The organism is Burkholderia territorii, assembly GCF_902833055.1.
GTDB classification, from domain to species: Bacteria; Pseudomonadota; Gammaproteobacteria; order Burkholderiales; family Burkholderiaceae; genus Burkholderia; species Burkholderia territorii.
Genome location: NZ_CADFEJ010000006.1, coordinates 99,522 through 125,152 on the forward strand (window position 1 = coordinate 99,522; position 25,631 = coordinate 125,152).

Annotated in this window: 22 protein-coding genes and 1 tRNA gene; 9 read left to right on the top strand and 14 right to left on the bottom strand. The window is 67.7% G+C overall.

The genetic code is table 11. The features are described 5' to 3' along the window. Positions 1 to 68: 68 nt before the first annotated feature. Positions 69 to 749: a PspA/IM30 family protein gene (locus HW466_RS14170; protein WP_059449977.1), complete on the bottom strand. Its 681-nt coding sequence runs from the start codon at positions 747 to 749 to the stop codon at positions 69 to 71. Positions 750 to 1,186: 437 nt separating this feature from the next. Here HW466_RS14170 and HW466_RS14175 point away from each other — a divergent pair, with 437 nt between their 5' ends. Further along, complete coding sequence (locus tag HW466_RS14175; RefSeq protein ID WP_060119397.1) at positions 1,187 to 3,706, top strand: penicillin-binding protein 1A; 2,520 nt, start codon at positions 1,187 to 1,189, stop codon at positions 3,704 to 3,706. 86 nt (positions 3,707 to 3,792) lie between these two features. On the opposite strand, the gene HW466_RS14180 is transcribed toward HW466_RS14175, so the two are convergent. The 4 genes from HW466_RS14180 to mfd form a co-directional block, all read right to left on the bottom strand. Continuing rightward, positions 3,793 to 4,362, bottom strand: a complete 570-nt coding sequence (locus HW466_RS14180; protein ID WP_151003960.1) for a DUF3574 domain-containing protein — start codon at positions 4,360 to 4,362, stop codon at positions 3,793 to 3,795. Between the two features lie 34 nt (positions 4,363 to 4,396). Next, positions 4,397 to 5,416, bottom strand: coding sequence for a threonine/serine dehydratase family protein (locus tag HW466_RS14185; protein WP_059464303.1), 1,020 nt, complete (start codon positions 5,414 to 5,416; stop codon positions 4,397 to 4,399). A gap of 59 nt (positions 5,417 to 5,475) precedes the next feature. Further along, positions 5,476 to 6,696, bottom strand: coding sequence for an acetylornithine deacetylase (argE, locus tag HW466_RS14190; protein WP_151003958.1), 1,221 nt, complete (start codon positions 6,694 to 6,696; stop codon positions 5,476 to 5,478). Positions 6,697 to 6,792: 96 nt separating this feature from the next. Next, positions 6,793 to 10,263 carry a transcription-repair coupling factor gene (gene mfd / locus HW466_RS14195; protein WP_151003956.1) on the bottom strand — a complete coding sequence of 1,157 codons (3,471 nt, stop codon included), beginning with the start codon at positions 10,261 to 10,263 and terminating at the stop codon, positions 6,793 to 6,795. A gap of 108 nt (positions 10,264 to 10,371) precedes the next feature. Here mfd and ispD point away from each other — a divergent pair, with 108 nt between their 5' ends. Further along, the gene (gene ispD / locus HW466_RS14200; RefSeq protein WP_059503221.1) at positions 10,372 to 11,082 is read left to right on the top strand and encodes a 2-C-methyl-D-erythritol 4-phosphate cytidylyltransferase; all 711 of its coding nucleotides are present in this window, start codon (positions 10,372 to 10,374) and stop codon (positions 11,080 to 11,082) included. Positions 11,083 to 11,110: 28 nt separating this feature from the next. Then, positions 11,111 to 11,596, top strand: a complete 486-nt coding sequence (ispF, locus tag HW466_RS14205) for a 2-C-methyl-D-erythritol 2,4-cyclodiphosphate synthase (RefSeq protein ID WP_059449972.1) — start codon at positions 11,111 to 11,113, stop codon at positions 11,594 to 11,596. 127 nt (positions 11,597 to 11,723) lie between these two features. Here the strand turns inward: ispF and HW466_RS14210 are convergent, their stop codons facing one another. From HW466_RS14210 to ompR, 4 genes are all read right to left on the bottom strand, one after another. Next, on the bottom strand, positions 11,724 to 12,251 hold the full coding sequence (locus HW466_RS14210) for a carboxymuconolactone decarboxylase family protein (RefSeq protein WP_059503217.1): 528 nt from the start codon (positions 12,249 to 12,251) through the stop codon (positions 11,724 to 11,726). A gap of 76 nt (positions 12,252 to 12,327) precedes the next feature. Further along, positions 12,328 to 12,876 (bottom strand): peroxiredoxin, encoded by a 549-nt coding sequence (locus HW466_RS14215; RefSeq protein ID WP_009691824.1) that lies wholly within the window; start codon positions 12,874 to 12,876, stop codon positions 12,328 to 12,330. A 189-nt stretch (positions 12,877 to 13,065) separates the two neighbouring features. Then, the gene (locus HW466_RS14220; protein WP_059449970.1) at positions 13,066 to 14,427 is read right to left on the bottom strand and encodes an ATP-binding protein; all 1,362 of its coding nucleotides are present in this window, start codon (positions 14,425 to 14,427) and stop codon (positions 13,066 to 13,068) included. Between the two features lie 40 nt (positions 14,428 to 14,467). After that, the gene (gene ompR / locus HW466_RS14225; protein WP_004192636.1) at positions 14,468 to 15,202 is read right to left on the bottom strand and encodes an osmolarity response regulator transcription factor OmpR; all 735 of its coding nucleotides are present in this window, start codon (positions 15,200 to 15,202) and stop codon (positions 14,468 to 14,470) included. A gap of 258 nt (positions 15,203 to 15,460) precedes the next feature. On the opposite strand from ompR, the gene HW466_RS14230 reads away from it, so the two are divergent. From HW466_RS14230 to HW466_RS14240, 3 genes are all read left to right on the top strand, one after another. Beyond that, positions 15,461 to 15,739 (top strand): hypothetical protein, encoded by a 279-nt coding sequence (locus tag HW466_RS14230; protein WP_059449969.1) that lies wholly within the window; start codon positions 15,461 to 15,463, stop codon positions 15,737 to 15,739. A 120-nt stretch (positions 15,740 to 15,859) separates the two neighbouring features. Then, positions 15,860 to 17,362, top strand: coding sequence for a DUF1800 domain-containing protein (locus HW466_RS14235; protein ID WP_174905740.1), 1,503 nt, complete (start codon positions 15,860 to 15,862; stop codon positions 17,360 to 17,362). A gap of 67 nt (positions 17,363 to 17,429) precedes the next feature. After that, entirely contained in the window at positions 17,430 to 18,653 is a 1,224-nt protein-coding gene (locus HW466_RS14240) for a DUF1501 domain-containing protein (protein WP_174905739.1), read from the top strand. 17 nt (positions 18,654 to 18,670) lie between these two features. Here the strand turns inward: HW466_RS14240 and hpnD are convergent, their stop codons facing one another. After that, positions 18,671 to 19,504 (bottom strand): presqualene diphosphate synthase HpnD, encoded by an 834-nt coding sequence (hpnD, locus tag HW466_RS14245; protein ID WP_059846018.1) that lies wholly within the window; start codon positions 19,502 to 19,504, stop codon positions 18,671 to 18,673. Between the two features lie 236 nt (positions 19,505 to 19,740). Between hpnD and HW466_RS14250 the strand changes: the two genes are divergently transcribed. Together HW466_RS14250 and HW466_RS14255 are read left to right on the top strand one after the other, a co-directional pair. Beyond that, a tRNA-Leu gene (locus HW466_RS14250) sits at positions 19,741 to 19,827 on the top strand. A 199-nt stretch (positions 19,828 to 20,026) separates the two neighbouring features. After that, positions 20,027 to 20,317 carry a hypothetical protein gene (locus HW466_RS14255; protein ID WP_059503210.1) on the top strand — a complete coding sequence of 97 codons (291 nt, stop codon included), beginning with the start codon at positions 20,027 to 20,029 and terminating at the stop codon, positions 20,315 to 20,317. Between the two features lie 92 nt (positions 20,318 to 20,409). Here HW466_RS14255 and HW466_RS14260 read toward each other — a convergent pair whose 3' ends face one another. From HW466_RS14260 to HW466_RS14275, 4 genes are all read right to left on the bottom strand, one after another. Then, positions 20,410 to 20,646, bottom strand: a complete 237-nt coding sequence (locus HW466_RS14260; RefSeq protein ID WP_059449964.1) for a hypothetical protein — start codon at positions 20,644 to 20,646, stop codon at positions 20,410 to 20,412. A gap of 90 nt (positions 20,647 to 20,736) precedes the next feature. Further along, positions 20,737 to 21,846 (bottom strand): class II histone deacetylase, encoded by a 1,110-nt coding sequence (locus HW466_RS14265; RefSeq protein ID WP_059806729.1) that lies wholly within the window; start codon positions 21,844 to 21,846, stop codon positions 20,737 to 20,739. Positions 21,847 to 21,861: 15 nt separating this feature from the next. Further along, complete coding sequence (locus HW466_RS14270; RefSeq protein WP_174905738.1) at positions 21,862 to 23,079, bottom strand: MFS transporter; 1,218 nt, start codon at positions 23,077 to 23,079, stop codon at positions 21,862 to 21,864. Positions 23,080 to 23,101: 22 nt separating this feature from the next. Then, the gene (locus tag HW466_RS14275; protein WP_239005809.1) at positions 23,102 to 24,124 is read right to left on the bottom strand and encodes a porin; all 1,023 of its coding nucleotides are present in this window, start codon (positions 24,122 to 24,124) and stop codon (positions 23,102 to 23,104) included. Between the two features lie 326 nt (positions 24,125 to 24,450). Between HW466_RS14275 and HW466_RS14280 the strand changes: the two genes are divergently transcribed. Continuing rightward, entirely contained in the window at positions 24,451 to 25,596 is a 1,146-nt protein-coding gene (locus HW466_RS14280; protein WP_060119474.1) for a helix-turn-helix transcriptional regulator, read from the top strand. Positions 25,597 to 25,631: the final 35 nt, after the last annotated feature.

Genomic DNA, 25,631 nt, shown 5'->3' on the forward strand with positions numbered 1-25,631 from the left:
GGCGCGAGCGCCCGTCTCCTGACGATCGGTGCGCGCCGCAGGCCCGGCGGGCCGCGGCGCGGTGGCCGTTACTGCGCGGGCGTGTCGAGCTGCTTCTTCAGCGCGGCGAGGCGGTCCTCCACCGACGGGCCCTTGTTCAGCGCGGCGAGCTTGTCGTCGAGCGCCTTGCCGCTCGACGTGTCGGCCGAATTGAGGCGCGCGTCCGAGCGGGCGTTCTGCAGCGCGACCTTGTCCTCGAGCTTCTGGAAATCCTCGGACAGGTTCTTGCCGCCGATGCCGCCCAGCGCGCTGGCTGCGACGTCCTTCGCCTGCGCGATTTCCTGCTTCGCCTGCAGGATGTTCGAGCGTGCGTTCAGATCGTTGCGGCGCTGACGCATGTCGGCGATCTGCCCCTTCAGCTTGTCGACCGACGGCTCGAGCGTCGCCAGCTCGGCCGCGAGCGCATCGCGCTCGGCTTCGGCGTTCGCCTGCGCGGCGAGCGCCTCGCGTGCGAGCGCTTCGTCGCCGGCCTGCAGCGCGCGCTTCGCGCCGTCCTCGTACTTCTTCACCTTGTCGTCGGCCGCGTCGCGCTTGCTGCGCTGGGTCGCGACCTGTGCTTCGATCTCGATCAGCGAATTCTCGGCACGGCCGATGCTGTCGTCGAGCTCCCGCACGATCTGCCGTGCGTCGCGCGACGGATCCTGTACCGAGTCGGCCGCGTCGTTCAGCAGGCCTTTGATCGTGCGCGAAACAGAGTCGAAAAGCGACATGAAATCCTCCGTGGTTAAAAGGTGCCGCGTGGGCGGCAAGGCCCGTCGCGAATCCGTTCCGACCCGCGCGAGCTCGCGGATATTACACCGCCGGCCCCTTAAATACGGCTTAAGTGCGCGAGTTCAAGCGCCATGCGCGTGCGGATGCCGACCTTTCGTATCTGAAAGAAATGCCGCGGCACGCAGCGGGTTGCGAGTCCATGATAGGCGGAGCATGGCGCGAATACGTTCCGCAATTCACGCTCGTGCGGGAATTTTTACAAAAAATCGCGAAGCCGGCCGGACGATTTCATTAAAATGCGCTGTCACGTCGCGGGAACGGATCGCCGCGCGGCGGGGTCTGTCGACGTGACAGTTGCCACGATGCACCCACTCTGACTCATCCGCTTGCATTTTCCGCATGCGTCCGAGGGCGCCACGCCGCCCGCCATTCCGACATGCCAATTATCAAACGACCGTCTTCTCCTTCCGACCGGAACGAACCTCACTACACGCTGCGCCGTTCGCCGTCGGGAGCCTATTACCCCGATGACGATGAGCGCGGCGACGACCGGCGCGCGCAGCGTCGCGGAAGCGGGGGCGGCGATCGCCGTTCGTTCGGCTCGCGCGTCGCGCTGTGGTTCGTCGGCCTGTTCGCGACGCTCGCGGTCGTCGGTGCGCTGATCGTCGGCTACGCGCTGGTCGTGATGGCGCCGCAACTGCCGTCGCTCGATGCGCTGACCAACTACCAGCCGAAGGTGCCGCTGCGAGTGTTTACCGCTGATCACGTGCTGATCGGCGAGTTCGGCGAGGAGCGCCGCAGCCTCGTGCGCTTCCAGGACATCCCCGACGTGATGAAGAAGGCGGTGCTCGCGATCGAGGACTATCGCTTCTACGAGCACGGCGGCGTGGACTTCCTCGGCATCCTGCGCGCGGGTGTTGCCGACCTGATGCACGGCGGCGCGCGGCAGGGCGCGAGCACGATCACGATGCAGGTCGCGCGCAACTTCTTCCTGTCGAGCGAGAAGACGTATACGCGCAAGATCTACGAGATGCTGCTCGCGTACAAGATCGAAAAGGCGCTGACGAAGGACCAGATCCTCGAGCTGTACATGAACCAGATCTATCTGGGCCAGCGCTCGTACGGTTTCGCGGCCGCCGCGCGCGTGTATTTCGGCAAGGACCTGAAGGACATCACGCTCGCGGAAGCGGCGATGCTCGCGGGGCTGCCGAAGGCGCCGTCCGCGTACAACCCGGTCGTCAATCCGAAGCGCGCGAAGGTGCGTCAGGAGTACATCCTGAAACGCATGCTCGAGATCGGCTACATCACGCAGCCGCAGTACGACCAGGCGGTGAAGGAAGAGATCCACGTGCGCACGCCGGGCAACCAGTACGCGGTGCACGGCGAATACGTCGCCGAGATGGTGCGGCAGATGATGTATCAGCAGTACAAGGACGAAACCTACACGCGCGGGCTGACCGTCACGACGACGATCAACGCGGCCGACCAGGAAGCCGCGTACCAGGCCGTGCGTCGCGGCATTCTCGACTACGAGCGCCGCCACGGCTATCGCGGGCCGGAAGGCTCGATCAACCTGCCGGCCGCCGGCGACGATCGCGACGAGGCGATCGACGATGCGCTCGCCGATCACCCGGACAACGGCGACCTGCAGTCGGCGGTGGTGCTCGCCGCGTCGCCCAACGCGGTCGAGGTGCAGTTCGTCGGCGGCGCGACGACGACGATCGGGCCGGCCGGTCTGCGCTTCGTGTCGGCCGCGCTGAGCCCGCGCGCGAATGCGACGCTGCGGATCAAGCCGGGCTCGATCGTGCGCGTGCTGAAGGACGGCAAGACGGGCTGGCAGGTCGTGCAGCTGCCGCAGGTCGAAGGCGCGCTCGTCGCGATCGCGCCGCAGGACGGTGCGATCCGCTCGCTCGTCGGCGGCTTCGACTTCAACAAGAGCAAGTTCAACCACGTGACGCAGGCGTGGCGCCAGCCGGGTTCGTCGTTCAAGCCGTTCATCTATTCGGCGTCGCTCGACAAGGGGCTCGGGCCGGCGACGATCATCAACGATGCGCCGCTGTACTTCCCGCCGAGCGTGCCGGGCGGCACCGCGTGGGAGCCGAAGGACGACGACCAGCCCGACGGCCCGATGTCGATGCGCACGGGCCTGCAGCGTTCGAAGAACCTCGTGTCGATCCGGATCCTCGCATCGATCGGCACGCAGTATGCGCAGGAGTACGTGACGCAGCGCTTCGGCTTCGATCCGGCGAAGACGCCGCCGTACCTGCCGATGGCGCTGGGCGCCGGCCTCGTCACGCCGCTGCAGCTCGCGACCGGCTATGCGGTGTTCGCGAACGGCGGCTACAAGGTCGATCCGTACCTGATCGCCGAAGTCGACGACGCGCGCGGCCAGCCGCTGCAGAAGTCGCAGCCGGTGATCGCCGGCGGCACCGCGCCGCGCACGATCGAAGGCCGCAACGCATACGTGATGAACAGCCTGCTGCACACGGTCGCGACGGCCGGCACGGGCGCGGGCACCAACGTGCTCGGCCGCAGTGACCTGCAGGGCAAGACGGGTACGACGAACGATGCGAAGGACGGCTGGTTCGCCGGCTACCAGCAGTCGCTCGTCGCGGTCGCATGGATGGGCTTCGACCAGCCGAAGAGTCTCGGCAGCCGCGAATTCGGCGCGCAGCTCGCACTGCCGATCTGGGTGAACTACATGCGCACCGCGCTGAACGGCGTGCCCGAGCAGCAGATGCCGATGCCGGACGGGCTGACGACGATCGACGGCGAGCTTTACTACGCCGATCGCACGCCGGGCAACGGCTTCGTCGGGAGCGTGGACATCAACCCGGCCGCGAACGCGATCAGCGCGAACGACGCGCTCGGCTCGGCCGGCTCGGAGGGGCTCGCGCCGCCGCCCGTCACGCAGCAGGAGAAGCAGCAGATCATGGACATGTTCGAGAACAAGTAACCGACACGCGGATGTCTCGCATGCGACGGGCGCCTTCGGGTGCCCGTTTTTTTGCGCGTCGTCGCGCGTCGGCCGGCGAGGACGAATCAGAACGACGCGCAGGCCGGCACGAGCGTGATGCCGACGGACTCCTGCCGGAAGCGCTCGCGGTACGCTTGCCGGATCTCGGCAAGCTTCGTGCGCGTGTCGGCCGTATCGTCGGCGACGATGCGGATCACGAAACTCGCTTCGCGGACGATCCGGCCGGTGGCGCGGTCGCGCCATTGGCCATGGGTGTCCCAGTACGTGAAACCGTCCGGAAAGCGCGGCGTGACGACGTCGGCGAGGAATGCCGCGCGTTGCGCATCGGTGACGGGGCCGCGTCCGGCGATATCGCGCCCGAACAGCAGGTCGGCTTGCAGCATGTGCCGCGCGTCCGGCTGCACGCAGGCGGCGGGGGTGTCGATGACGGGCGACGGCGGTGTCGCGCAACCGGCGAGCAGTGCGATGGCGGCAGCGCCGATCGCGTGGCGCGCGCGACGCGCCCACGTCGCGGCGTGGGCGTCCGCAGGCGTTATCTGCCTATTTCGCGTCCGGCACGCTTCACGCGCGTAAAACGCTGCGCGCTCAACTACTTGCGTGCATGTCCGGCGGGTTATCAACAGGGCTGTCAACATAAACTGGGGATAACCCTCGGTGCGGTGCGCGGCTTCAGCGCTGCAATTTCGCGTGCGCGAGATGCATGCCGAGCGTCGCGGGGTCGGTGTTCGTGCCCGACAGCAGCACGCCGACCCGCTTGCCCTGCAGCGTTTCGCGCAGCGGGCCGAGCAGCGCCGCGAGCGCCGCCGCGCACGCCGGTTCGACCGACAGCTTCAGGTGCGAGAACAGGAACAGCATCGCCGCGCGCAGCGCGTCGTCGGACACGGTCACGATGCGATCGACGTGGCGCCGGCACAGCTGGTAGCTGTATTCCTCGGTGTGCGGCGCCATCAGCGAATCGGCGATGGTCTGCATCGCGCTCATCTTGATCGTGTGATTTGCCGCGAAGCTGCGGCACATCGCATCCGCGCCTTCCGGTTCGACGCCATACACGTGCACGCGCGGATTCGCGAGCCGCAGCGCCGTCGCCATGCCGGCCGCGAGCCCGCCGCCGCCGATCGGCACGATCACGGCGTCCAGATCGGGCGTTTGCGTCGCCCATTCGTAGCCGAGCGTCGCGGTGCCGAGAATCGTGTGATAGCCGTTGAACGGATGGATGAAGAAGCGGCCTTCCTCGGCCTCGATCCGCCGCACGAGGTCGAATGCCTGCGACGCGCTGCCGGCGAGCACGACTTCCGCGCGGTACTGCTTGCACTGCGCGATGCGCGCCGGGCTCGCGGTATGGAACATCACGACCTTCGCGCTGCTGCCCAGACGCATCGCCGCGTAGGCGACGGCTGCCGCATGATTGCCGGCCGACACGCACGTGACGCCGGCGTTCTTGCGAGCTTCGTCGAGGGCCAGCAGGTGGGTGAACGCACCGCGCGCCTTGAAGCTGCCGCTCACCTGCAGCAGCTCGAACTTGAAGTTGACGTGCGTGCCCTCCAGCGACGGCAGGTCGGCGCGCTCGAACACGGGCGTGCGCGCGACCCATGGCGACAACGCGAAATGCTGGGCGGCGATTTCATCGAGCGTCGGGATCGGCTCGCCATCGATGGTCGTATGGGCGGTGCCCTGTTGTTCAGTCGACATGACGTGGCAGGTGGCGGGGTGGGCCGGCCCGCGCACGCAGGCCGGCGGGGCGGGGGCAGTCAGCGTGCGTCGACCGACATGCTGCGGATGAACTTGCGCAGGAACTGCTCGCAGGCGGCGAGCTGCGCGAGTTCGACATATTCGTTCGGCTTGTGCGCCTGTTCGATGTTGCCGGGCCCGCAGACGATGCTCGGGATGCCCGCGCGTTCGAACAGTCCGGCCTCGGTGCCGTAGGCAACCTTGCGTTTGTCCTGGTCGGCCGTCAGCGCGCGCACGAGCTGCGTGATCGCGGCCTGCTCGGTCGCGTCGAGCCCCGGTGCGGCCGCGATCTTCGAGAATTCGATCGCCGCGTTCGGATGCTCGCGACGCATCTGCGGCAGCAGCGTTTCCTGCGCATACGCTTCGATGCGCGCGAAGATCTGCTCGGGATCGAGCGTCGGCAGGTTGCGGAATTCGAAATCGAACCGGCATTCGGCCGGCACCGTGTTGATCGCGTTGCCGCCCTGGATCGTGCTCGTTTGCGCGGTCGTGAACGGTACGTCGTACAGCTCGTCGAACGGGCCTTCGGCGCGGAAGCGCTCGGCGATGTCGCGGATGTGGCAGATCAGGCGCGCCGCGTATTCGATCGCGTTCAGGCCCTTCGGCGTCAGCGACGAGTGTGCCGCATGGCCGCGCACGCAGCAGCGGTACGCGTTGATGCCCTTGTGCGCGATGATCGGCCGCATGCTGGTCGGCTCGCCGACGATGCAGCCGGACGGCTTCACGCCGCGCTTGACGAGATCGGCGATCAGCAGCGGCGCCCCCGCGCAGCCGATTTCCTCGTCATAGGACAGTGCGAAATGGATCGGCTGCGCGAGCTTCGTCGCCTGCATCTCGGGCAGCAGCGCGAGTGCCGCGCCGATGAAGCCCTTCATGTCGCACGTGCCGCGACCGTAGAGGCGGCCGTCGCGCAGCGCCGGTGCGAACGGGTCGCTGTCCCACTGCTGGCCGTCGACCGGCACGACGTCGGTGTGCCCCGACAGCACGATGCCGCCGTCGGTCGAGCCGTCGTGCGCGGGCACGGTCGCGAACAGGTTGGCCCAGCCTTCGCGCGGATCGTGCGTGAGCGTCGACGCGATGCCCTTGGCGGCAAGCGCGTCGCGCACCGTTTCGATCAGGCCGAGGTTCGGCACGCGGCTCGTCGTGTCCATCGACACCAGCCGCTGGATCCAGGGCAGGCTGACGGGCGAAGCGTCGCCTTCGGGTGCGGCGGACGGCGCCGGCGCGTCGAGTGTGGACATGGCAAGACTCCGTCTGATGAATTGGAAAATCATACTCAAAAACGCGTTCGCCCGCCTTCGTCGGCCGCGATGCGGTGCAACATCGCGGCCGTGCGGTCAACGTGCCGCGCTCGCCGCGTCGGCGCGCGGCGCGAGTGCGCGCAGCGTCTCCTTGATCGTCGACACGCGGATCGCCAGGTCGGGCGAGCGCGTCTCGATGCGCAGCTTGTCCTGGCCCGCGAGCTTTATGTGCCGGTGTTTCTGCACCATCTCGATGATCCGCATCGGATCGATCGGCGGGTTCGGCTCGAACTGCAGCCCGATCGCGGCCTCGCTCGCGTCGATCTTGACGATGCCGAGCGGCTTCGCGGCGAGCCGCAGCCGGTGCGTCTCGACGAGCGCGTGCGCCTGCGGCGGCAGCTTGCCGAAGCGGTCGATCAGCTCTTCCTGGATGCCGTCGATCGCGTCGCCGTGCTCGCAGTTCGCGAGGCGCTTGTACAGCGACAACCGCTCCTGCACGTCCGCGCAGTAATCGGCCGGCAGGATCGCGGGCGCATGCAGGTTGATCTCCGTCGTCGCGGCGAGCGGGGCGGTGAGGTCGGGCTCCTTGCCGTTCTTCAGCGCCTTCACCGCGTCGTTCAGCATGTCGGTGTAAAGCTGGAAGCCGATCTCGTGGATCTCGCCCGACTGCTTGTCGCCGAGCACCTCGCCGGTGCCGCGGATCTCGAGGTCGTGCATCGCGAGATAGAAGCCCGAACCGAGTTCCTCCATCTGCTGGATCGCCTCGAGCCGGCGTTGCGCCTGCTTGGTCAGCGACTGCGGGTCGTGGACCAGCAGGTACGCATACGCCTGGTGGTGCGAACGGCCGACGCGGCCGCGCAACTGATGCAGCTGCGCGAGGCCGAACTTGTCCGCGCGATGCATGATGATCGTGTTCGCGCTCGGCACGTCGATGCCGGTCTCGATGATGGTCGTGCACAGCAGCACGTTCGCGCGCTGCGCGACGAAATCACGCATCACGCGTTCGAGTTCGCGCTCGTGCATCTGGCCGTGCGCGATCACGATGCGCGCCTCGGGCACGAGTTCCTCGAGCATCGCCTTGCGGTTCTCGATCGTCTCGACCTCGTTGTGCAGGAAGTACACCTGGCCGCCGCGCTTCAGTTCGCGCAGCATCGCCTCGCGGATCACGCTTTCTTCCTCGCGCCGCACGAAGGTCTTGATCGCGAGCCGCTTTTGCGGCGCGGTGGCGATCACCGAGAAGTCGCGCAGCCCCTCGAGCGCCATGCCGAGCGTGCGCGGGATCGGCGTCGCGGTCAGCGTCAGCACGTCGACTTCCGCGCGCAGCGCCTTCAGCGCTTCCTTCTGGCGCACGCCGAAGCGATGCTCCTCGTCGATGATCACGAGGCCCAGGCGCTTGAACTGCACGTCCGACGACAGCAGCTTGTGCGTGCCGATCACGATGTCGACGCTGCCTTCGTTGATCTGCGCGATCGCCGCGTTCACTTCCTTCGTGGTCTTGAAGCGCGACAGCTCGACGATGCGCACCGGCCAGTCCGCGAAACGGTCGGCGAAGGTCTGCGTATGCTGCTCGGCGAGCAGCGTGGTCGGCGACAGCAGCGCAACCTGCTTGCCGCCCATCACCGCGATGAACGCCGCGCGCAGCGCGACCTCGGTCTTGCCGAAGCCGACGTCGCCGCACACGAGACGGTCCATCGGCTTGCCGCTCGTCATGTCGCCGATCACGGCCGCGATCGCCGCGGCCTGGTCGGGGGTTTCCTCGAAGCCGAAGCTTTCCGCGAACTTCACGTAGTCGCGCGGTTCCAGCGCGAACGCATGGCCTTCGCGGGCCGCGCGGCGCGCGTACAGGTTCAGCAGCTCGGCGGCCGTGTCGCGGATCTGCTGCGCGGCCTTGCGCTTCGCGCGCTCCCACTGGCCGGAGCCGAGCGCATGCAGCGGCGCGCTGTCGGGATCGGCGCCGCTGTAGCGCGAGATCACGTGCAATTGCGCGACCGGCACGTAGAGCTTGCTGTCGCCCGCGTATTCGAGATGCAGGAACTCGGTCTCGCCCTCGCCGAGATCCATCGACACGAGGCCCATGTAGCGGCCGATGCCGTGTTGCGCGTGCACGACCGGGTCGCCCACCTTCAGCTCCGACAGGTCGCGCACCATCGCATCGACGTTGCTCGCCTGTTCCTGGCGGCGGCGCCCGGCACGGCGGCCGAGCGCGCCGTACAGCTCGGTTTCGGTGACGATCGCGTAGCCTTCGCCCGGCACCGCGAAGCCGCTCGCGAGCGGCGCGACGCCGAGCGCGAAGGGCGCGTCGCTTTCGAGCCAGCCTGCGAAGTGGTCGTTCGACGCGGGGCGCAGGTGATGCTCGGCAAGCAGTTGCAGGATCGTTTCGCGGCGGCCAGCCGATTCGACCGTCAGCAGCACGCGCTTGCCGGACGATTCGACGAACGTGCGCAGCGCGGCGAGCGGATCGTCGGCATGGCGATCGACGGTGAGCTCGGGCAGGCCCGTCGCCCAGCCGCCGGCCGGCTGCGCGGGCAGCACGACGCGCGCGAACGGCTTCGCGAATGCGAAGAAATCCTCGTCGGACAGGAACAGGCGCTGCGGCTCGAGGATCGGCCGCTCGCGATCGTGCGCGAGGAACGCGTGACGCTGCTTCGTATCGGCCGTGAAGCGGCGGATCGACGCTTCGAGATCGCCGGCGAACACGAGGTGCGCATCCTGCGGCAGGTAGTGGAACAGCGTGGCCGTCTCGTCGAAGAAGAGCGGCAGGTAATACTCGATGCCCGCTGACGGCACGCCGTTGCCGATGTCCTTGTAGATCGGCGCGCGGCTCGGGTCGCCTTCGAAGGTTTCGCGCCAGCGGCTGCGGAACGCCGTGCGCGCGGCTTCGTCGAACGGAAATTCGCGGCCCGGCAGCAGGCGCACGTCGCGCACCGGGTAGAGGCTGCGCTGCGTATCGGGATCGAACGCACGAATCGAGTCGACCTGGTCGTCGAACAGGTCGATCCGGTAGGGCAGCGGCGAGCCCATCGGGTACAGGTCGATCAGCGAGCCGCGCACGCAGTATTCGCCGGGCCGCACGACCTGGCTCACGTGCTCGTAGCCGGCCAGCGTGAGCTGCGCCTTCAGCTTCGCTTCGTCGAGCCGCTCGCCCTGCGCGAACGCGAACGTGTACGCGGCCATGAACGACGCGGGCGGCATCCGGTACAGCGCGGTGGTCGCGGGCACCAGCAGGATGTCGCAGCGGCCCTCGCCGAGGTCGTGCAGCGTCGCGAGGCGCTCGGAGACGAGATCCTGGTGCGGCGAGAACGTGTCGTACGGCAGCGTTTCCCAGTCCGGCAGCAGACGCACGCGCGCATCGGGCGAGAAGTAGCGGAGTTCCTGCGACAGCCGCTGCGCGTCGACCGCATTCGCGCAGATCACCGCGAGGAGCGGGACCGCGTCGCGGTTGTCGGCGAGATAGCGGGCGATGACGAGCGCGTCGGCGGAGCCGTGCGTACCGTCGAAGGCGAACCGCTGGCCCGGTTTGACGCGGGCGACGGGCGAGGCGAACGGGGTGGAAGCGTTGTCTGGCATAGGGACGGCAGGGGTGGCGGGCACGGGCGCATCGCGGTGCGCCGGTCGAGACGAAAGACCTATTATAAAATCCGCTTCTCGATTTCATCTTTCCGGCGTTTCCCCTTCGTGACTCCCCGACTTTTCGCCCTGATTCCTTGCGCCGGCACGGGCAGCCGTTCCGGTTCGGCCGTGCCGAAGCAATACCGCACGCTGGCCGGCCGCGCGCTCCTGCATTACACGCTCGCCGCGTTCGACGCATGCAGCGAATTCGCGCAGACGCTCGTCGTGCTCGCGCCCGACGACACGCATTTCGACGCGCGCCGCTTCGCGGGCCTGCGTTTCGCGGTGCGCCGCTGCGGCGGCGGCTCGCGGCAGGCGTCGGTGCTCAACGGCCTGCTCGAGCTGGGCGAATTCGGCGCGACCGACCACGACTGGGTGCTGGTGCACGACGCTGCCCGCCCGGGCATCACGCCCGAGCTGATCCGCACGCTGGTCGCGACGCTGAAGGACGACCCGGTCGGCGGGATCGTCGCGCTGCCGGTGGCCGATACGCTCAAGCGCGTGCCGGCCGGCGGCGACGCGATCGCGCGCACCGAATCGCGCGACGCGCTGTGGCAGGCGCAGACGCCGCAGATGTTCCGCATCGGCATGCTGCGCGACGCGATCCTGCGCGCGCAGCGCGAAGGGCACGACCTGACCGACGAGGCCAGCGCGATCGAGTGGGCCGGCCATACGCCGCGCGTCGTGCAGGGCAGCCTGCGCAACTTCAAGGTCACGTACCCGGAAGATTTCGCGCTCGCGGAAGCGATCCTCGCGCGCCCCGCGAACGCTTCCTGACTTTCACCTCATCTCAACCGGAATACGCATGGATTTCAGAATCGGACAAGGCTACGACGTGCATCAGCTCGTCCCGGGGCGCCCCCTCATCATCGGCGGCGTGACGATTCCGTACGAGCGTGGCCTGCTCGGTCATTCGGACGCGGACGTGCTGCTGCACGCGATCACCGACGCGCTGTTCGGTGCGGCCGCGCTGGGCGACATCGGCCGTCATTTCTCCGACACCGACGCGGCGTTCAAGGGCGCGGACAGCCGCGTGCTGCTGCGCGAGTGCGTTGCCCGCGTGACGGCGGCCGGCTTCACGATCCAGAACGTCGACAGCACGGTGATCGCGCAGGCGCCGAAGCTCGCGCCGCACATCGACGGCATGCGCGCGAACATCGCGGCCGATCTCGGGCTGCCGCTCGAGCGCGTGAACGTGAAGGCGAAGACCAACGAGAAGCTCGGCTATCTCGGCCGCGGCGAGGGCATCGAGGCGCAGGCCGCCGCGTTGCTGGTGAAGCAGGGCGCGTGAGCGCCTGAAGCCGGTCCGGGCGGCGCGCCGTTGCGCCGCCGGAATGAAAAAATGCCACGCGCTTGCGTGGCATTTTCGTTTTGCGGTGCGAGGCGGTGCGCGCGTGATCGCCGCACCGCGGTGCCGCTTATTCGCCTTCGGCGGCGATCACTTGCGCGGCGGCATTGATCACCGACGCGATGCGGCCGACATCGCGCAGCTGCGTCGTCGTCATGCCCTGCTCGTTCTTCAGCAGCGCATAGTGCGACTTCACGCAGAAGTGGCACTTGCCGACGATCGATGCGGCGAGCGCATACATCTCGAACCGGCGCTTGTCGACGCCGCCGTGGGACGCATACGCGCCCATCCGCAGCTCGGCACGCTGGGTCTTCAGGTCGGCGTCGTCGGCCATCTCGACATACGGATACCAGGTGTTGTTCATCCCCATCAGCGCGGCTGCCGTCAGCGCGGCGTTCGTCTCTTCGGGCGACAGCACGCCGGCTTCGCGGATCGTCTTCACGAGCACGGTGCTCTTCGCCGCGACCGCCGCCGCCAGCGCGACGCCGACTGCATCGTTGCCTTCGAGCGACGAGCGCGAGATCGTGCCGTCGAGGTTCAGGCGAATGTCCTTCGCGTAGTCGGGGATGCGTGCCTTAATCGAGTCGATGAATTCCATTGATATCTCCTATGGGTTGGCCGTTAAAAAAGCCCGCAGGCAGGACGTGCGCCGCGGGCTTCGTGCATCGATGCGCTTACAGCGTTGCGCCGCCGACTGCGCGGTTGCACGGGCACAGTTCGTCCGTTTGCAGGCCGTCCAGAATGCGCAGGACTTCTTCCGGGCTACGGCCGACGTTCAGGTTGTTCACCGAAACGTGCTGGATCGTGTTGTCCGGATCGACGATGAACGTTGCGCGCAGGGCCACGCCGGCTTCCTTGTCGCGCACGCCGAGCTGGTCGATCAGCTCGCCCTTGACGTCGCCGAACGAGTAGTGGTTCAGCTTGTCGAGATCCTTGTGCTCACGGCGCCATGCGAGCTTCACGAATTCGTTGTCCGAGCTGCCGCCGAGCAGGACGGCGTCGCGCTCTTCGAATTGCTTCGCCAGCTTCGCGAACTCGACGATTTCCGTCGGGCACACGAACGTGAAATCCTTCGGATAGAAGTAGATGATCTTCCACTTGCCCGGGAACGACGCTTCGGTGACGGTCTCGAACGCCGACTGGCCGTTTTCCTCGTGATTGTTGAAGCCCGGCTTCGCGGCTACGACGGTGAATGCTTCGAGTTTATCGCCCACGGTTTTCATGCGGATACTCCTGTGTGAGTTGGGAAGAAGACTGAGTCAAGCTACCTCGGTGCTGCAACGCTGATGTGACAGCATGAGCTCGACTATAACACTATTAACAAGGCGCTTCAATAGTTTCTGACTAATGATTCCCATAGTTTTTTTCAACCGCGCCGATAGTGTGACGCGCAAGAAGCGTGCGCGAACGCGTCACGCCGTCGCACGCGCCTTGCCGGCGCCGGGGAATTCGAGCGTGACTTCGAGGCCCGCTTCGGGGCTGCGGTTGCGCAGGCGCAGCGCGCCGCGATAGCGGCCGACGAGGCGCAGCACGATCGCCATGCCGAGCCCGGTGCCGTCCGCCTTGGTGCGCGCCGTGTCGACGCGGTAGAACGGCCGCATCACGAGCGGCAGCTGATCCTCGGGGATGCCGGGGCCCTCGTCGCTCACCGACAATTCGACGCGCGCGTGCGTCACGCGCGTCTCGAGCGTGATGCGCGACACGCCGTCGTCGCGGCTCTGGCCGTACTTGCGCGCGTTCTCGACGAGATTGCCGATCACGCGGCGCATGTCGGTTTCGTCTGCTTCGATCACGGCGCTCGGCGCAAGCCGCGTGCGGATCTGCACACCGTCCTCGCCGGCCACGCGCGCGGCGACTTCGTGCGCGATCGACGACAGGTCGACCGGCTCCGGCTTGCGCTGGCTCGGACGCGCGTAATCGATGAAGGCCGCGATGATGCGATCCATCTGTTCGATGTCGTCGACCATCGCGTCCTTGGTCGCCTGATCGGACGGGCTCATCTCGGTTTCGAGCCGCAGCCGCGCGAGCGGCGTGCGCAGGTCGTGCGAGATGCCGGCGAGCATCAGCGCGCGATCGGCCTCGAGCTGCTCGAGGTCGCGCACCATCTGGTTGAAGCTGCGATTGGTTTCGGCCGCGACGCCCATCCCGCGCTCGGGCAGCGGGTCGGGCGCCTGGCCGGAACCGACCTGGCGCGCGGCGAGCGCGAGCCGCGAGAACGGCCGGTTCACGAGGCTCGTGATGAACGCGGAACCGAATAGCGACAGCGCGAGCGCGAACAGGCCCCAGCCGGCCCATTGCAGGCCGGTGACGCTGTCGAGCTGGTCGCGATCGAGCGCGACCCAGTAGTCGTCGTCATCGATCTTGAAACTGATCCACACGCCCGGGATGTCGTTGACCGACTGCGCGATCACGGTATCGTCGCCGAGGCGGCTGCGGATGTCGTGTTCGATCAGGCGGTTCAGCGATTCGTCGGGCTGCAGCTTGAACTTGTCGGTCTTTTCGCGCGGGTACACGCGCACGCCCTCGTTGCTTTCGAGATCCTGCAGCAGCGCACGCCGCAAGTCGGGATCGGAATAGAGCAGGGCGGTGCGCGTGAGCTTCACGATCGCGACGAGCTGGAGCGCGACGCGCTGCGCGCGCGGCTCGCGCTCGATCACGCGAAAGCTCTGGAACCACGCGGCGAGACTGACCGAGATCAGCAGCGCGATCAGCAGGAAGGTGCGCCAGAACAGCCCGCCGAACGCGAGCTGCAGGAGGCGCCGGTCGATACGCATGGGACGGGCCGTGGGCGGACGAAACCGCAAGGGAAAAAGATCAGGCAGCGCCGTCCGGGATGAACACGTAGCCGAGGCCCCAGACGGTCTGGATGAAACGCGGGCTGCCCGGGTCCGGCTCGATCAGCTTGCGCAGACGTGAAATCTGCACGTCGAGGCTGCGGTCGAACACTTCGTATTCACGGCCGCGCGCGAGCTCCATCAGCTTTTCGCGCGACAGCGGCTGGCGCGGATGGCGTGCGAACACCTTCAGCACCGAGAACTCGCCGGTCGTCAGCGGAATTTCCTGGCCCGACTTCGTCAGCGTGCGCGTCGCGAGGTTCAGCGAGAACTCGCCGAACTCGAACACCTCGGTGGTTTCCGACGGCGCGCCCGGCAGTTCGGCCGGTGCCTGGCGGCGCAGCACCGCGTGAATGCGCGCGACGAGCTCGCGCGGATTGAACGGCTTCGGCAGGTAGTCGTCGGCGCCCATCTCGAGGCCGACGATGCGATCGACGTCCTCGCCCTTCGCGGTGAGCATGATGATCGGCGTGCGGTCGTTGCTGCCGCGCAGGCGGCGGCAGATCGACAGGCCGTCCTCGCCCGGCAGCATCAGGTCGAGCACGAGCAGGTCGAAGCGCTCGCGCACCCAGAGCTTGTTCATCGCGGTCGCGTTTTCGGCGACGTATACGTTGAAACCCTGCTCGCCGAGATAGCGGCGCAGCAGATCGCGCAGGCGCGGGTCGTCGTCGACGACGAGAATCTTGGAGGGGTTTTTCGTTTCCATGAGCGGCATCTTATCGCGAATGGGAAATCACGCACGCTCGCGAATTTTCGCGCGTTACAGTCCGTTACAAAATTTACCCGTAGTGTCGCGCGGAGTAAAGGCAGGCTATAGAGATTCCTTTACTCGAAGCCGAAATTCGGTAGATACTCCCCTGCACTCCATCTTTCATCTTTGTACGCCCGAATTCCGCAGGGTTTTTCAAGTACCAGAGGTAACCGGTTGCCGCGTGACGAAGGGAACAAATCGACCAAAGAAGCGAGGACGGTCATGCGATCTGCCCGGATTGCACTGATGCTGACGATCGCACTTGCCGGTCCATATGCGTCGAACTTCGCGTATGCGCAGCGCCCCGAGCCGGGCGCCTCGTCGCGCAAGATGCAGCGCGGCAAGGCGCCGCAGTCCGATCGCGCCGCCGACACGGCGGCCCGTTCCGCCGTGCCTCCCGATCTCGAGCAGCGCCGCCGCGACGGGCACATGACGCCCGAGGAGCGCCACCTGTTGCGCCAGCACATCGAGGACGCCGTCCGCGAGCTGTACAAGCGCTGAGCCGCACGCGCGTTCGCGCGGCATGGAAAGATTCCGTAGCAATTTTTCCGTCAACTTTCGGATGCCTGCTGCCGTTGTACCGGCATCCGCACCGCCGGTGCGTTCCGGGAGTCCACGACGATGAAAGCGAACGCTGCCGCTCCGGCATCGCCCGCGATGCAGGCGCCGCTCGACGCCGACGATGCGCTGTTCTTCCTGAGCCGCACCGGCTTTTCTCCCGCACCGGCCGAAGTCGCCCGCATCGTCGGGATGACGCGCGCACAGGTCGTGGCCGATACGCTGGGCAACGTGCGCCGCGACCCCGTGACGAGCTGGCCCGACTGGCTGGCCGAATCGCCGCCGACCCGCGCACAGCGACAGGCGCTCACGCCCGACATGCGGCGCGACGAGCAGCGCGAACGCGATCGCCGCTACGATGCGTTGCGCGCGGCGTGGGTCAACGAGATGGTCATGACGCCGTCGCCGCTCACCGAGCGCATGACGCTGTTCTGGCACGGGCACTTCACCTCCGGACAGGACAAGGTTCCGTATCCGCAGACGATGGCCGCGCAGAACGCGCTGTTGCGCCGCGAGGCGCTCGGCAACTTCGGCACGCTGCTGCATGCGGTCGCGAAGGATCCGGCGATGCTTCAGTATCTCGACGGCGCGAGCAACCGCAAGGGGCGCCCGAACGAGAACTTCGCGCGCGAGGTGATGGAGCTGTTCACGCTCGGCGAAGGGCGCTACACGCAGCGCGACGTGACCGAGGCCGCACGCGCGATGACGGGCTGGAGCGTCGATCCCGATACGTTGCGATTCGTCGTGCGGCCCGAATGGCACGACGCGGGCGACAAGACGATACTCGGCGAGACGGGCGCGTTCGACGGCGACGGCTTTCTCGACATTCTGTTGAAGCGGCCCGATACCGCGCGCTTCATCGCCGGCAAATTGTGGCGCGAGTTCGTGTCCGATACGCCGGACGCCGGCGCGCTCGATATCGTCGCCGAACGGTTTCGCGCGAGCGGCTACGACATACGTGCGGCGCTCGCCGCGCTCTGGTCGACCGACGCATTCTGGGATCCGCGCAATCGCGGCGTGCTCGTGAAATCGCCGGTCGAGTTCGTCGTCGGGTCGGTGCGGCTGTTCGACGTCGCGTACGGCGATCCGCAGATGCTCGCGAACACCGTGCGCACGCTCGGGCAGAACCTGTTCTATCCGCCGAACGTGAAGGGCTGGCCGGGCGGCGCGATGTGGATCAACAGCACCACGCTGCTTGCGCGCAAGCAGTTCGTCGAGCAGTTGTTTCGCGCGACCGAGACCGCCGGCATGCGGGCGCCCGCGCATGCGATCGCGCAGCCGGTGCCGAATGCACGCGCGCAAGCGATGCCGGTCGCTGCTCCCGCGTCGGTTGCCGGCGTGCGCGGTGCGCCGGCGCGGCCCGCGCGCGGCGGCATGCGGTTCGACCTCGAACGCTGGCTTGCGCAGTATCGTGCGCGGCCGCAGGCGATCGCCGGATTGTCGACCGAGCTTCAACTGCAGCATGCGGTGCTGCCGGTGTCGCCGGTCGCGGCGATCGATACGGACTCGACCGGCAGCGCGTATCTCGAGGCGCTGCTGATGGACCCGGCCTATCAACTGAAATGAACGAAACGACGATGAACAGGCGCGCTGTCGCGGTGGCCATGCCGCGCGGCGAACCGAAGGATGCACGATGAACCGACGTGATTTTCTGACGCTGACGGGCGCCGCGGCTGCGGCGGGCGTGTCGTTGTGGCAGCCGCCCGCGCAGGCGGCGACATCGATGGCCGCGGCGGGGCGGCAGCCGACGGCCGGCTACGCGAACGTGCTGATCCTGGTCGAGCTGAAGGGCGGCAACGACGGACTGAACACGGTCGTGCCGTATGCGGATCCGCTCTACTACCAGTTCCGCCGCAGCATCGGCATCAAGCGCGACCAGGTGCTGCAGCTCGATGCGCAGACGGGGCTGCACCCGTCGCTTGCGCCGATGATGCCGCTGTGGCGTGACGGCCAGGTCGCGATCGTGCAGGGCGTCGGCTATCCGCAGCCGAACCTGTCGCATTTCCGATCGATCGAAATCTGGGATACCGCATCGCGCTCCGACCAGTACCTGCACGAAGGCTGGCTCACGCGCACCTTCGCGCAGGCGCCGGTGCCGCCCGGCTTCGCGGCGGATGGCGTCGTGCTCGGCAGCGCCGAGATGGGGCCGCTCGCGAACGGCGCGCGCGCGATCGCGCTCGTCAATCCGGCGCAATTCATTCGCGCGGCGCGGCTGGCCGAACCCTCGTCGCTGCGCGAACGGAACCCGGCGCTCGCGCACATCATCGACGTCGAGAACGACATCGTGAAGGCGGCCGACCGGCTTCGCCCACGCGGCGGGATGCGCGAGTTCAGGACGGCCTTTCCGTCCGGTACGTTCGGGACGTCGGTGAAGACCGCGATGCAGGTGCTCGCGGCATGCGAGGCCTCGGGGCCCGGCGCGCAGGACGGCGTCGCGGTGTTGCGGCTCACGCTCAACGGCTTCGATACGCACCAGAACCAGCCGGGGCAGCAGGCTGCGCTGCTCAGGCAGTTCGCGGAAGGGATGAGCGCGATGCGTGGCGCGCTGGTCGAGCTCGGGCGCTGGAACCAGACGCTCGTGATGACGTATGCGGAATTCGGGCGGCGCGTGCGCGAGAACCAGAGTAACGGCACCGATCACGGTACCGCCGCGCCGCATTTCGTGATGGGTGGCCGCGTGGCCGGCGGGCTGTACGGCGCGGCGCCGGCACTCGGACGTCTGGACGGCAACGGCAACCTGCCGGTCGCGGTCGATTTTCGTCAAATGTATGCGACGGTGCTTGGCCCGTGGTGGGGGCTCGATGCGACGCATGTACTGCAGCAGCGCTTCGACACGCTGCCGCTGCTGAAGGCGTGAGGCCGTGACGGCGTCGGTCAGCGGCGGCGCGCGGCGCGCCACGCGATCCACAGCTTGCGGATCGGCGTCAACGCGATGCGCTGATGCAGCACCTGATAGCCGTCGCGCTCGATTTCGTCGAGCAGCGCGCCGGCCAGTGCGATCTGCGCACGCAGCGTGCGTTGTGCGCGGCGTTCGGATGCCGGGATCGCCGCGTCGGCGGCGGTGAGCGCTTCGCGTGCACGGCCCGTCTGAAACTGCAGCAGCTCGGTGAAGGCCGGACTGTAGCGGCGGTTCAGCAGATCGGCGGCGGTCACGTTGTAGCGTTGCAGTTCGTCGATCGGCAGATAGATGCGGCCATGGCGCGCATCGTTGCCGAGTTCCTGCACGAATTGCGCGAGCATCAGCGCGCGGCCGGCATCCGCGGCCCACGGTTGCGGGTCGGCCGGATTCGCGGCGCTCGCGCGTGCGACCAGCGCCGCGAAGGTGCCGCCGACTTGCGCGATGTAGCGCTGCAGGTTCGCGAAATCCAGGTAACGTGCCTGTTCGAGATCCATCCCGTAACCGTTGACGAGCGTGCGCAGCGCCTCGGATTCGGCGCCGATCGCCGGGTGATGCTGCGCGAGCGCCTTCGTGACCGGGTGCGACGGTTCGCCGGCGGCGAGTGCTGCGAGTTCCTTGTGCCACCACGCGAGCTTCGTGTGTCCGACGGTCGGATCGCTGGTTTCCTTGACGGTTTCCTCGAGTTCGCGGCGCAGCGCGAACAACGCCGTCAGGCGCGGTGCGGCGGCGAGCGGTGCCTGGCGCAGCGCGTAATAGACGCTGGAGCCCGCGGGGGCGGCCTTTTGCTGACAGTAATCGTCGAAGTTCACGGGTGGGATCGTGGCGGAGGCGGGTTTGGGGACGCGCGCCGGCGCGCGGCCGGCACGTCGAGCGCGGCATTCTAGCACCGCTCTCCGACGGGTGTTGGTGGGGCGAGACAATGCTGCACAGATCGGGTAGAATCTCGCGCTCGCCTGATCGGGCGTGCCGGTTTTCTGGCCGGCATGAAGGCCCGGGCGCGTGGAGAACGCATCTTGCGTGCCGCGCAGTCAGGCGACAGACATGCGCGTGAGTGGCGAAATTGGTAGACGCACCAGGTTTAGGTCCTGACGCCCGCAAGGGTGTGCCGGTTCGAGTCCGGCCTCACGCACCACGAAGTCGAACGTGCCGCGCCAAGGCCGTTCCAGAAAAAGCGCTGCCGGTCGGTCGACCGCAGCGCTTTTTTGTTGCAGCCCGGTTTTCGCCCGTCCATACAACAGGCTCGTTAAGCACAAGCGGAAGGCAGAATCGCGTTCGGCGTGCCATTCCTCATTACAATGCCCGCACGCAGCGCATCTTGCCGAGGACCGCACATGAAGAACATCGCACATGCATCGATTGCCGTGCTGACATTCGCGCTTGCCGCACCCGCATTCGCCACGACGGCCGCCGACAACATCGCGCGGAGCGCCAGGCCCGCGCAGCCGGATGTGTCGTCGCCGGAGTGCTCGGCCTACTCGGGCCGGCTGATCGCCAGCGGCGTGCCGCTGTCGGGCGAAACCGTCCTGAAATCGGTCGGCACCGCACTTCTCGGCTCTGCGCTGGGTTTCGCCGGTGGATATCAGGGTTCGGTTCCCAACCCGTGCAGGCATGCCGGCCTGTGAGCGGCCGTGAGCCGATTGCCAATATCGCTACGCGTTGAACAAAAAGGCGCCGCACGTCTTCCGACCGCGGCGCTTCGTCGTCTCGAGCGAGCCTAATCCCAGAAACTCCGCACCGCGACCGCGACGATCACCGGAACCGAAAACACGAGCGGAATCGCGAAATACTGCGCTTCGCGATCGACGATCCAGCTATAGATCAACCACGCCGCGCCGATCGCGAACGTGATCAGGCCGACCAGCACGGCGGCGATATTCAGTGCGAGCCTGGAAGGCTGGCGGCGCGCCTTGTCTTTGTCGTTGGTGTCGCGGTCGCGCGGAGACGATTTCATCGAACGGGGGCCGGGCAGGTGTAAAGGCACAGGAAACCTCATCCGCACCGATCGCGCAAGGGTCGGCCCCGTATCGTTGGTGAACGCGCGTTACAAGCCGAACGACACGGCCAGTTCGTCGAGCAGCTCGCGCTGGAATCTCACGAACCGCTCGCCCGGCTGCTGCGCGATCGCGAGATCGAGCATCGGATCCGCGACATCGGTGCGGATGCCGGCCAGCTCCTCGACGATCGCGAGTCCGCAGAACGGCACGTACGCTTCCGAATAGCCGCCCTCATGGACGATCACGAGCCGTCCGCCGCAGTGGCGCTGCGCCGCCTCCTTCATCGCACGCGTCATGTACCGGTAACTGTCCGTATGCAGCTGCATGCGTGCGAGCGGATCGACCGCGCTCGCGTCGAGGCCGCTCGCGACGACGATCAGTTCCGGCCGGAACCGCTCCAGCGCCGGCAGCACGATTCGCTCGAACGCATGGCGATACGCATCGTCGCCGCTGCCCGCGAGCAACGGCACGTTCAGGTTCGCGCCGACGCCCGCGCCTTCGCCGCGATCGTCCGCGCCGCTGTAGCCGGGCGGAAAGCAGCGATCCTGATGCAGCGAGATCGTCAGCGTGTCCGGATCGTCGTAGTAGATCGCCTGCGTGCCGTTGCCGTGATGCACGTCCCAGTCGATCACGGCGACACGGGCGATGCCATGCTTCGCGCGTGCGGCCTCGATCGCGATCGGGATGTTCGCGAGCAGGCAGAAGCCCATCGGGCGATCGCGCAGGCAGTGATGGCCGGGCGGCCGCGACAGCGAGAACGCGTTGGCCGCGCGTTCAGTCACGACGGTGTCGACCGCCGCGATCGCGAGACCCGCCGACAGTGCGGCGATCTCGTAGCTTCCGTTGCCGAACGGCGCGAGATCGCCGAGGTCGCCGCCGTTCGCGTTGCTGAGCGCGCGGAACGCGTCGAGATAGCTCGCCGGATGGATGCGCAGCAGATCATCGGTGGTGGCCGGCGCGGCGCCGCGCATGTCGAGGTGGTGGGCCAGGCCCGACGCCTGCACGAGCGACAGGAAGCGGCGCTTCGAATCGGGCGATTCGGCGTAGCCGGCGCTCGACGGCGGCTGGACCCAGCCGCCGACGGGGAAGAACAGCGCGTGCGTGCCGCCGGTGTGCCAGAAGGTGCGTTCGTCGGTGAAGAAGGCGGTGCGATTCATGGATAGGCTGACCTGTCACGGTTGGGAAGAAACGGAAGTCGTGGAATTGCGCGTGCGCCGATCGATGTGGCGCAGCGCGGCAAACGACGCGATCGCGACGGCTGCCGCGGCCCCGAACAGCGCGTGCATCGTGCCGCCGGCATCGAGCAACAGCCCGGCGAGGAGCGGGCCGGCCGCAAGACCCGCGCCGATCACGAAATTGAGCGTCGCCACCAGGCGGCCGGACGTATCGATCTGCGCGACGGTCGCGAGAATGAACGGCAATACGAACGTCCACGCGAACTTGAACGCGAAGATCGCGGCGCTGTAGCCGCTCGCATGCGGCAGCGCGGCGAGTGCGACGAGCGACGCCGCGAGCAGCGCGTAACCGGCGGCCAGCATCGCGTGCCGGGCAAGCCGGCCGCCCGCGCACGATGCGAGCGCCGCGCCGGCGATCCCCATCACGCTCGCGATCGCGAGCACGTTGCCCGTCGACTGCGGATCGAGTCCGGCCTCCGCCGCCGCGCGGCTCGCGAACGTCCACACGCTGCCGATCGCGAGATAGAAGGTCAGCACCGCGCCGATCGCGAGCGCGACGAAGCGCCGGGACGCACGGGTCGCGGCGCCGTGCGCGGCCCGTGCGGACGCGTTCCGCGTGCCGAGCGTCGCGGGAAAGCCGCGCGACAGCGGCGCGGCGAGCAGCGCGAGCACGGCCAGTGCGACATACAGCGCGCGCAGCCCGAACGCGGCGAACACGTGCGGCAGCACGAACAGCCCGATCGCGCCGGCAATCAACTGGCCGACGACCCACAGCCCGTACACGCGATCGCTGTTCTCGCTCGTCGCCGCGCTGGTCATGCAAAGCACCATCAGCGAGCCGCCGCCGAGCGCGGTGGCGGCGCGCAGCGCGAGCAGCGCGACGAAGCCGGGCATCAACAACGCGGTCAGGAGATTGCCCGCGCCGAACAGCGCGATCGCGCACGCAGCGACGCGGCGCGCATCGATACGGCCGAGCCACAGGTACGACGGCACGGTCGCGAGGCTGAACGCGCCGAGTTCGACGAAGAAGTAGGTGCCGATCTGCGAAGCGGACAGCCCGAGCTGCATCGCGAGTTGACCGGCGACGGCCGGCGCGACGAGCAGCAGCAACGGCGTAATGGCGGCGAACACGACGAGTGCGACGACCGTCGAGCGCGCGAAACTCGACGCGCTGCCGTCGGACGGCAGCGCGGCGTTGGAGCTAAGGGTCTTCATGGCGGGTTCTCGCTGAAGGGAATCAGAACAGGTGATACATGCCGACCATCGCGCCGAACTGCGATGCGCCGGCAAGCGGTGTCGGGTCGTATTCGTAGACGGTTTGCGAACTCTGGCCGCTGTTGCGCGCAGAACCGAGGTTCACGTACGCGACGGTGCGTTTCGACAGCGCGTAAGTGGTGCTCGCGATGAACAGCGTCGGGTGGCCGATCGCGGGCGTGTGCGAATCGGTGTGGTAGACGCCTGCGTTCAGTCCGATTCCGCCCGGTATCAGGTATCGCGCGCCGCCCCAGACGATCGTGCGCGCCGCATCGAGGTCGCCGGTCAGGCGCTCGATGCCCGCGTAGAGGGTGAGCGGCAGCGTCGCGAACGCGTAACGCGCGGCGAGCGTACCGAGTTCGCGGCGGCGCGCGGACGTGTCGTCGGCGGCCGCCGCATCGCCGTGCGCCTGGTGCAGCACCGCGCTGACCGATAGCCCGTTGCTCGTGTACTGGCCGCCGAGTTCGAGCACGCGCCCGGCGCGCGCATTGCCCGCGACGCCGGCGGTCGCGGCGAGGGCCTCGACATCGAAGCCGGCCAGCGTCGGAGACTGGTACTTGATCGAGTGGTCGATGAAGTTCGCGGTCATCGGTACGAGCACGCCCTGGCCGCTGTACGACGCGTACCACAGCGGGTCGTAAAACAGCGTCTTGTCGAACAGCACGCTGAACTGCCGGCCGAGTGTCACGGTGCCGACGGGCCCCGCGACGCCGACGTATGCGCCGCGGAAGAATGCGTAGCCCGGCGCGGTCGCGGTGCCGTCGTTGACGTTGAGGCCCTGTTCGAGCTTGAACAGCGCTCGCCAGCCGCCGCCGAGATCCTCGTGGCCCTTGATCCCGACCTGCGAAGGCAGGATCCCGTAGTTCTGCAACTGCACGGCCGAGTGGCGCCCGTCGGCGTGCGTCAGGTACTGCACGCCGACGTCGAGCGCGCCGTAGAGCGTAAGGGCCGACTGCGCGTGCGCGGTGGCGCTGCACGCGGCAAGCGTCGCGGCGGCAGTGGCCATGCGGATGAAGCGGGGTGTCGTCACGTGGGGTTCTCCATACCGTCGTCCATCGTTTGTCGTTGGTGTTGTCGCGACGCAGTGTCGGCAGCAGGAAAACCGCTGAACAGTCGTGCAGATGAACGGTATGGAAAACCCGCGATGCACGGCGTGGACATGCCGCGACGCCGCGACGCGGCGTGCTGCGCGGCAGCAACGGGCGGCGCACCGTTCAAATGGATGGGATTGCCGCGTGTTCCGGCGACGCGGCCCGCCAAAAAAGGCGGCCGCTATAATCGGCCGGTCTGCGTTGCGCGCATCAGCGGCCCGATCGGGCAGGGGAGTGGAAGTTGAGGACCACGACGGATATCGGACAGGATCCCGATGCGCTGCGCGACGTGCCGGCCGCGATCGTGCTAGACGAGTCCGCATGGCCGGCGGTTCCGCCGCGCCGTGCCGACTTCGACGGCGTGACGCGCGGCGACGCGGCGCGACGCGAACTCGGCCTGATGCTGCTCGACCTGTACGCAGTGGCGGCGCGCTCGGGTATCGGCGAATTCGAGTGCCGCTTCTTTTCGCTGCTGCAGGGGCTCATCCCGTTCGATGCCGCGTGGACCGGCGTCGCGACGCACGTGCCGACCGGTCCCGTGATGCACAACAGTTTCCTGTACCGTCTTCCGCACGCGTTCTTCAGCGACTGGAAACGCGTGCGCGACTGCGATCCGCTCGCGCAGCGCACGCTGCTCGGCGCGCACGGTCGCGCGGTGCGCTTGTCGGTCGTCGAGCCCGGGGTCGACGCGCGGTTTCGCGACTGGTGCGTGAAATACGGGCTCGCGCAACTGATGTGCGTGTGTACGCTCGATCGCCGCTTCGGGCTGACGACGTTCATGTCGATCTACCGCCAGGGCTTGAATCGTCCGTTCAGCGACGACGACGCGAGTCGCTTCGAAGAAGTGATTCCGCATCTGGCGGCCGCGCTGACGATCAACCGCGCGGCACAGCTCACGCGCGAGCGTGCCGATGCGGTGGCGCCGACGGCCCGTGCGCTGTGCGACAACTTCGGCGTGCTGCACCACGCCGATCACGGTTTCGACGACGTGCTGCGGACCGAATGGCCGGCATGGACGGGGCCGCGCGTGCCGGAGCCGCTGGTCGCGCATGTGCGGCGCCACACGGGCCAGCCATACGTCGGCGGCGCGCTGCGTATCCAGTGCGTGCCCGTCGCGGGCCTGTTCCAGATCGAGGCGCGGCCGCGCTCGCTGCTCGACCGGCTGAGTCCGCGCGAGCTGGCGGCGATCCGCTATTACGGTGCCGGCCGCTCGCACAAGGAGGTTGCACAGCAGATGGCGATTTCGCCGACGACCGTGCGTCACTATCTGCGCTGCGCATACCGCAAGCTCGGCATGCACGACAAGAGCCAGATCGCCGGCGTGCTCGGCGCGACGCGCGGCCCGGCCGACGACGACCCCGCGGCGGCGGGCGTTGCGCCGCGCTGAATGCGGGTGCGAACCACGGCCTGCAGCGGTTTGCG

Coding starts and splice junctions, on each gene's coding strand:
- ompR (WP_004192636.1), bottom strand. CDS start 15,202: ATGCCGCTCATGGAAACGAAAAACCCCTCCAAGATTCTCGTCGTCGAC.
- HW466_RS14260 (WP_059449964.1), bottom strand. CDS start 20,646: ATGAAATCGTCTCCGCGCGACCGCGACACCAACGACAAAGACAAGGCG.
- mfd (WP_151003956.1), bottom strand. CDS start 10,263: ATGCCAGACAACGCTTCCACCCCGTTCGCCTCGCCCGTCGCCCGCGTC.
- HW466_RS14270 (WP_174905738.1), bottom strand. CDS start 23,079: ATGAAGACCCTTAGCTCCAACGCCGCGCTGCCGTCCGACGGCAGCGCG.
- HW466_RS14255 (WP_059503210.1), top strand. CDS start 20,027: ATGAAGAACATCGCACATGCATCGATTGCCGTGCTGACATTCGCGCTT.
- ispF (WP_059449972.1), top strand. CDS start 11,111: ATGGATTTCAGAATCGGACAAGGCTACGACGTGCATCAGCTCGTCCCG.
- HW466_RS14175 (WP_060119397.1), top strand. CDS start 1,187: ATGCCAATTATCAAACGACCGTCTTCTCCTTCCGACCGGAACGAACCT.
- argE (WP_151003958.1), bottom strand. CDS start 6,696: ATGTCCACACTCGACGCGCCGGCGCCGTCCGCCGCACCCGAAGGCGAC.
- HW466_RS14210 (WP_059503217.1), bottom strand. CDS start 12,251: ATGGAATTCATCGACTCGATTAAGGCACGCATCCCCGACTACGCGAAG.
- HW466_RS14170 (WP_059449977.1), bottom strand. CDS start 749: ATGTCGCTTTTCGACTCTGTTTCGCGCACGATCAAAGGCCTGCTGAAC.
- HW466_RS14235 (WP_174905740.1), top strand. CDS start 15,860: ATGAAAGCGAACGCTGCCGCTCCGGCATCGCCCGCGATGCAGGCGCCG.
- HW466_RS14180 (WP_151003960.1), bottom strand. CDS start 4,362: ATGTTGACAGCCCTGTTGATAACCCGCCGGACATGCACGCAAGTAGTT.
- HW466_RS14275 (WP_239005809.1), bottom strand. CDS start 24,124: ATGGCCACTGCCGCCGCGACGCTTGCCGCGTGCAGCGCCACCGCGCAC.
- HW466_RS14185 (WP_059464303.1), bottom strand. CDS start 5,416: ATGTCGACTGAACAACAGGGCACCGCCCATACGACCATCGATGGCGAG.
- HW466_RS14220 (WP_059449970.1), bottom strand. CDS start 14,427: ATGCGTATCGACCGGCGCCTCCTGCAGCTCGCGTTCGGCGGGCTGTTC.
- HW466_RS14230 (WP_059449969.1), top strand. CDS start 15,461: ATGCGATCTGCCCGGATTGCACTGATGCTGACGATCGCACTTGCCGGT.
- HW466_RS14215 (WP_009691824.1), bottom strand. CDS start 12,876: ATGAAAACCGTGGGCGATAAACTCGAAGCATTCACCGTCGTAGCCGCG.
- HW466_RS14240 (WP_174905739.1), top strand. CDS start 17,430: ATGAACCGACGTGATTTTCTGACGCTGACGGGCGCCGCGGCTGCGGCG.
- HW466_RS14265 (WP_059806729.1), bottom strand. CDS start 21,846: ATGAATCGCACCGCCTTCTTCACCGACGAACGCACCTTCTGGCACACC.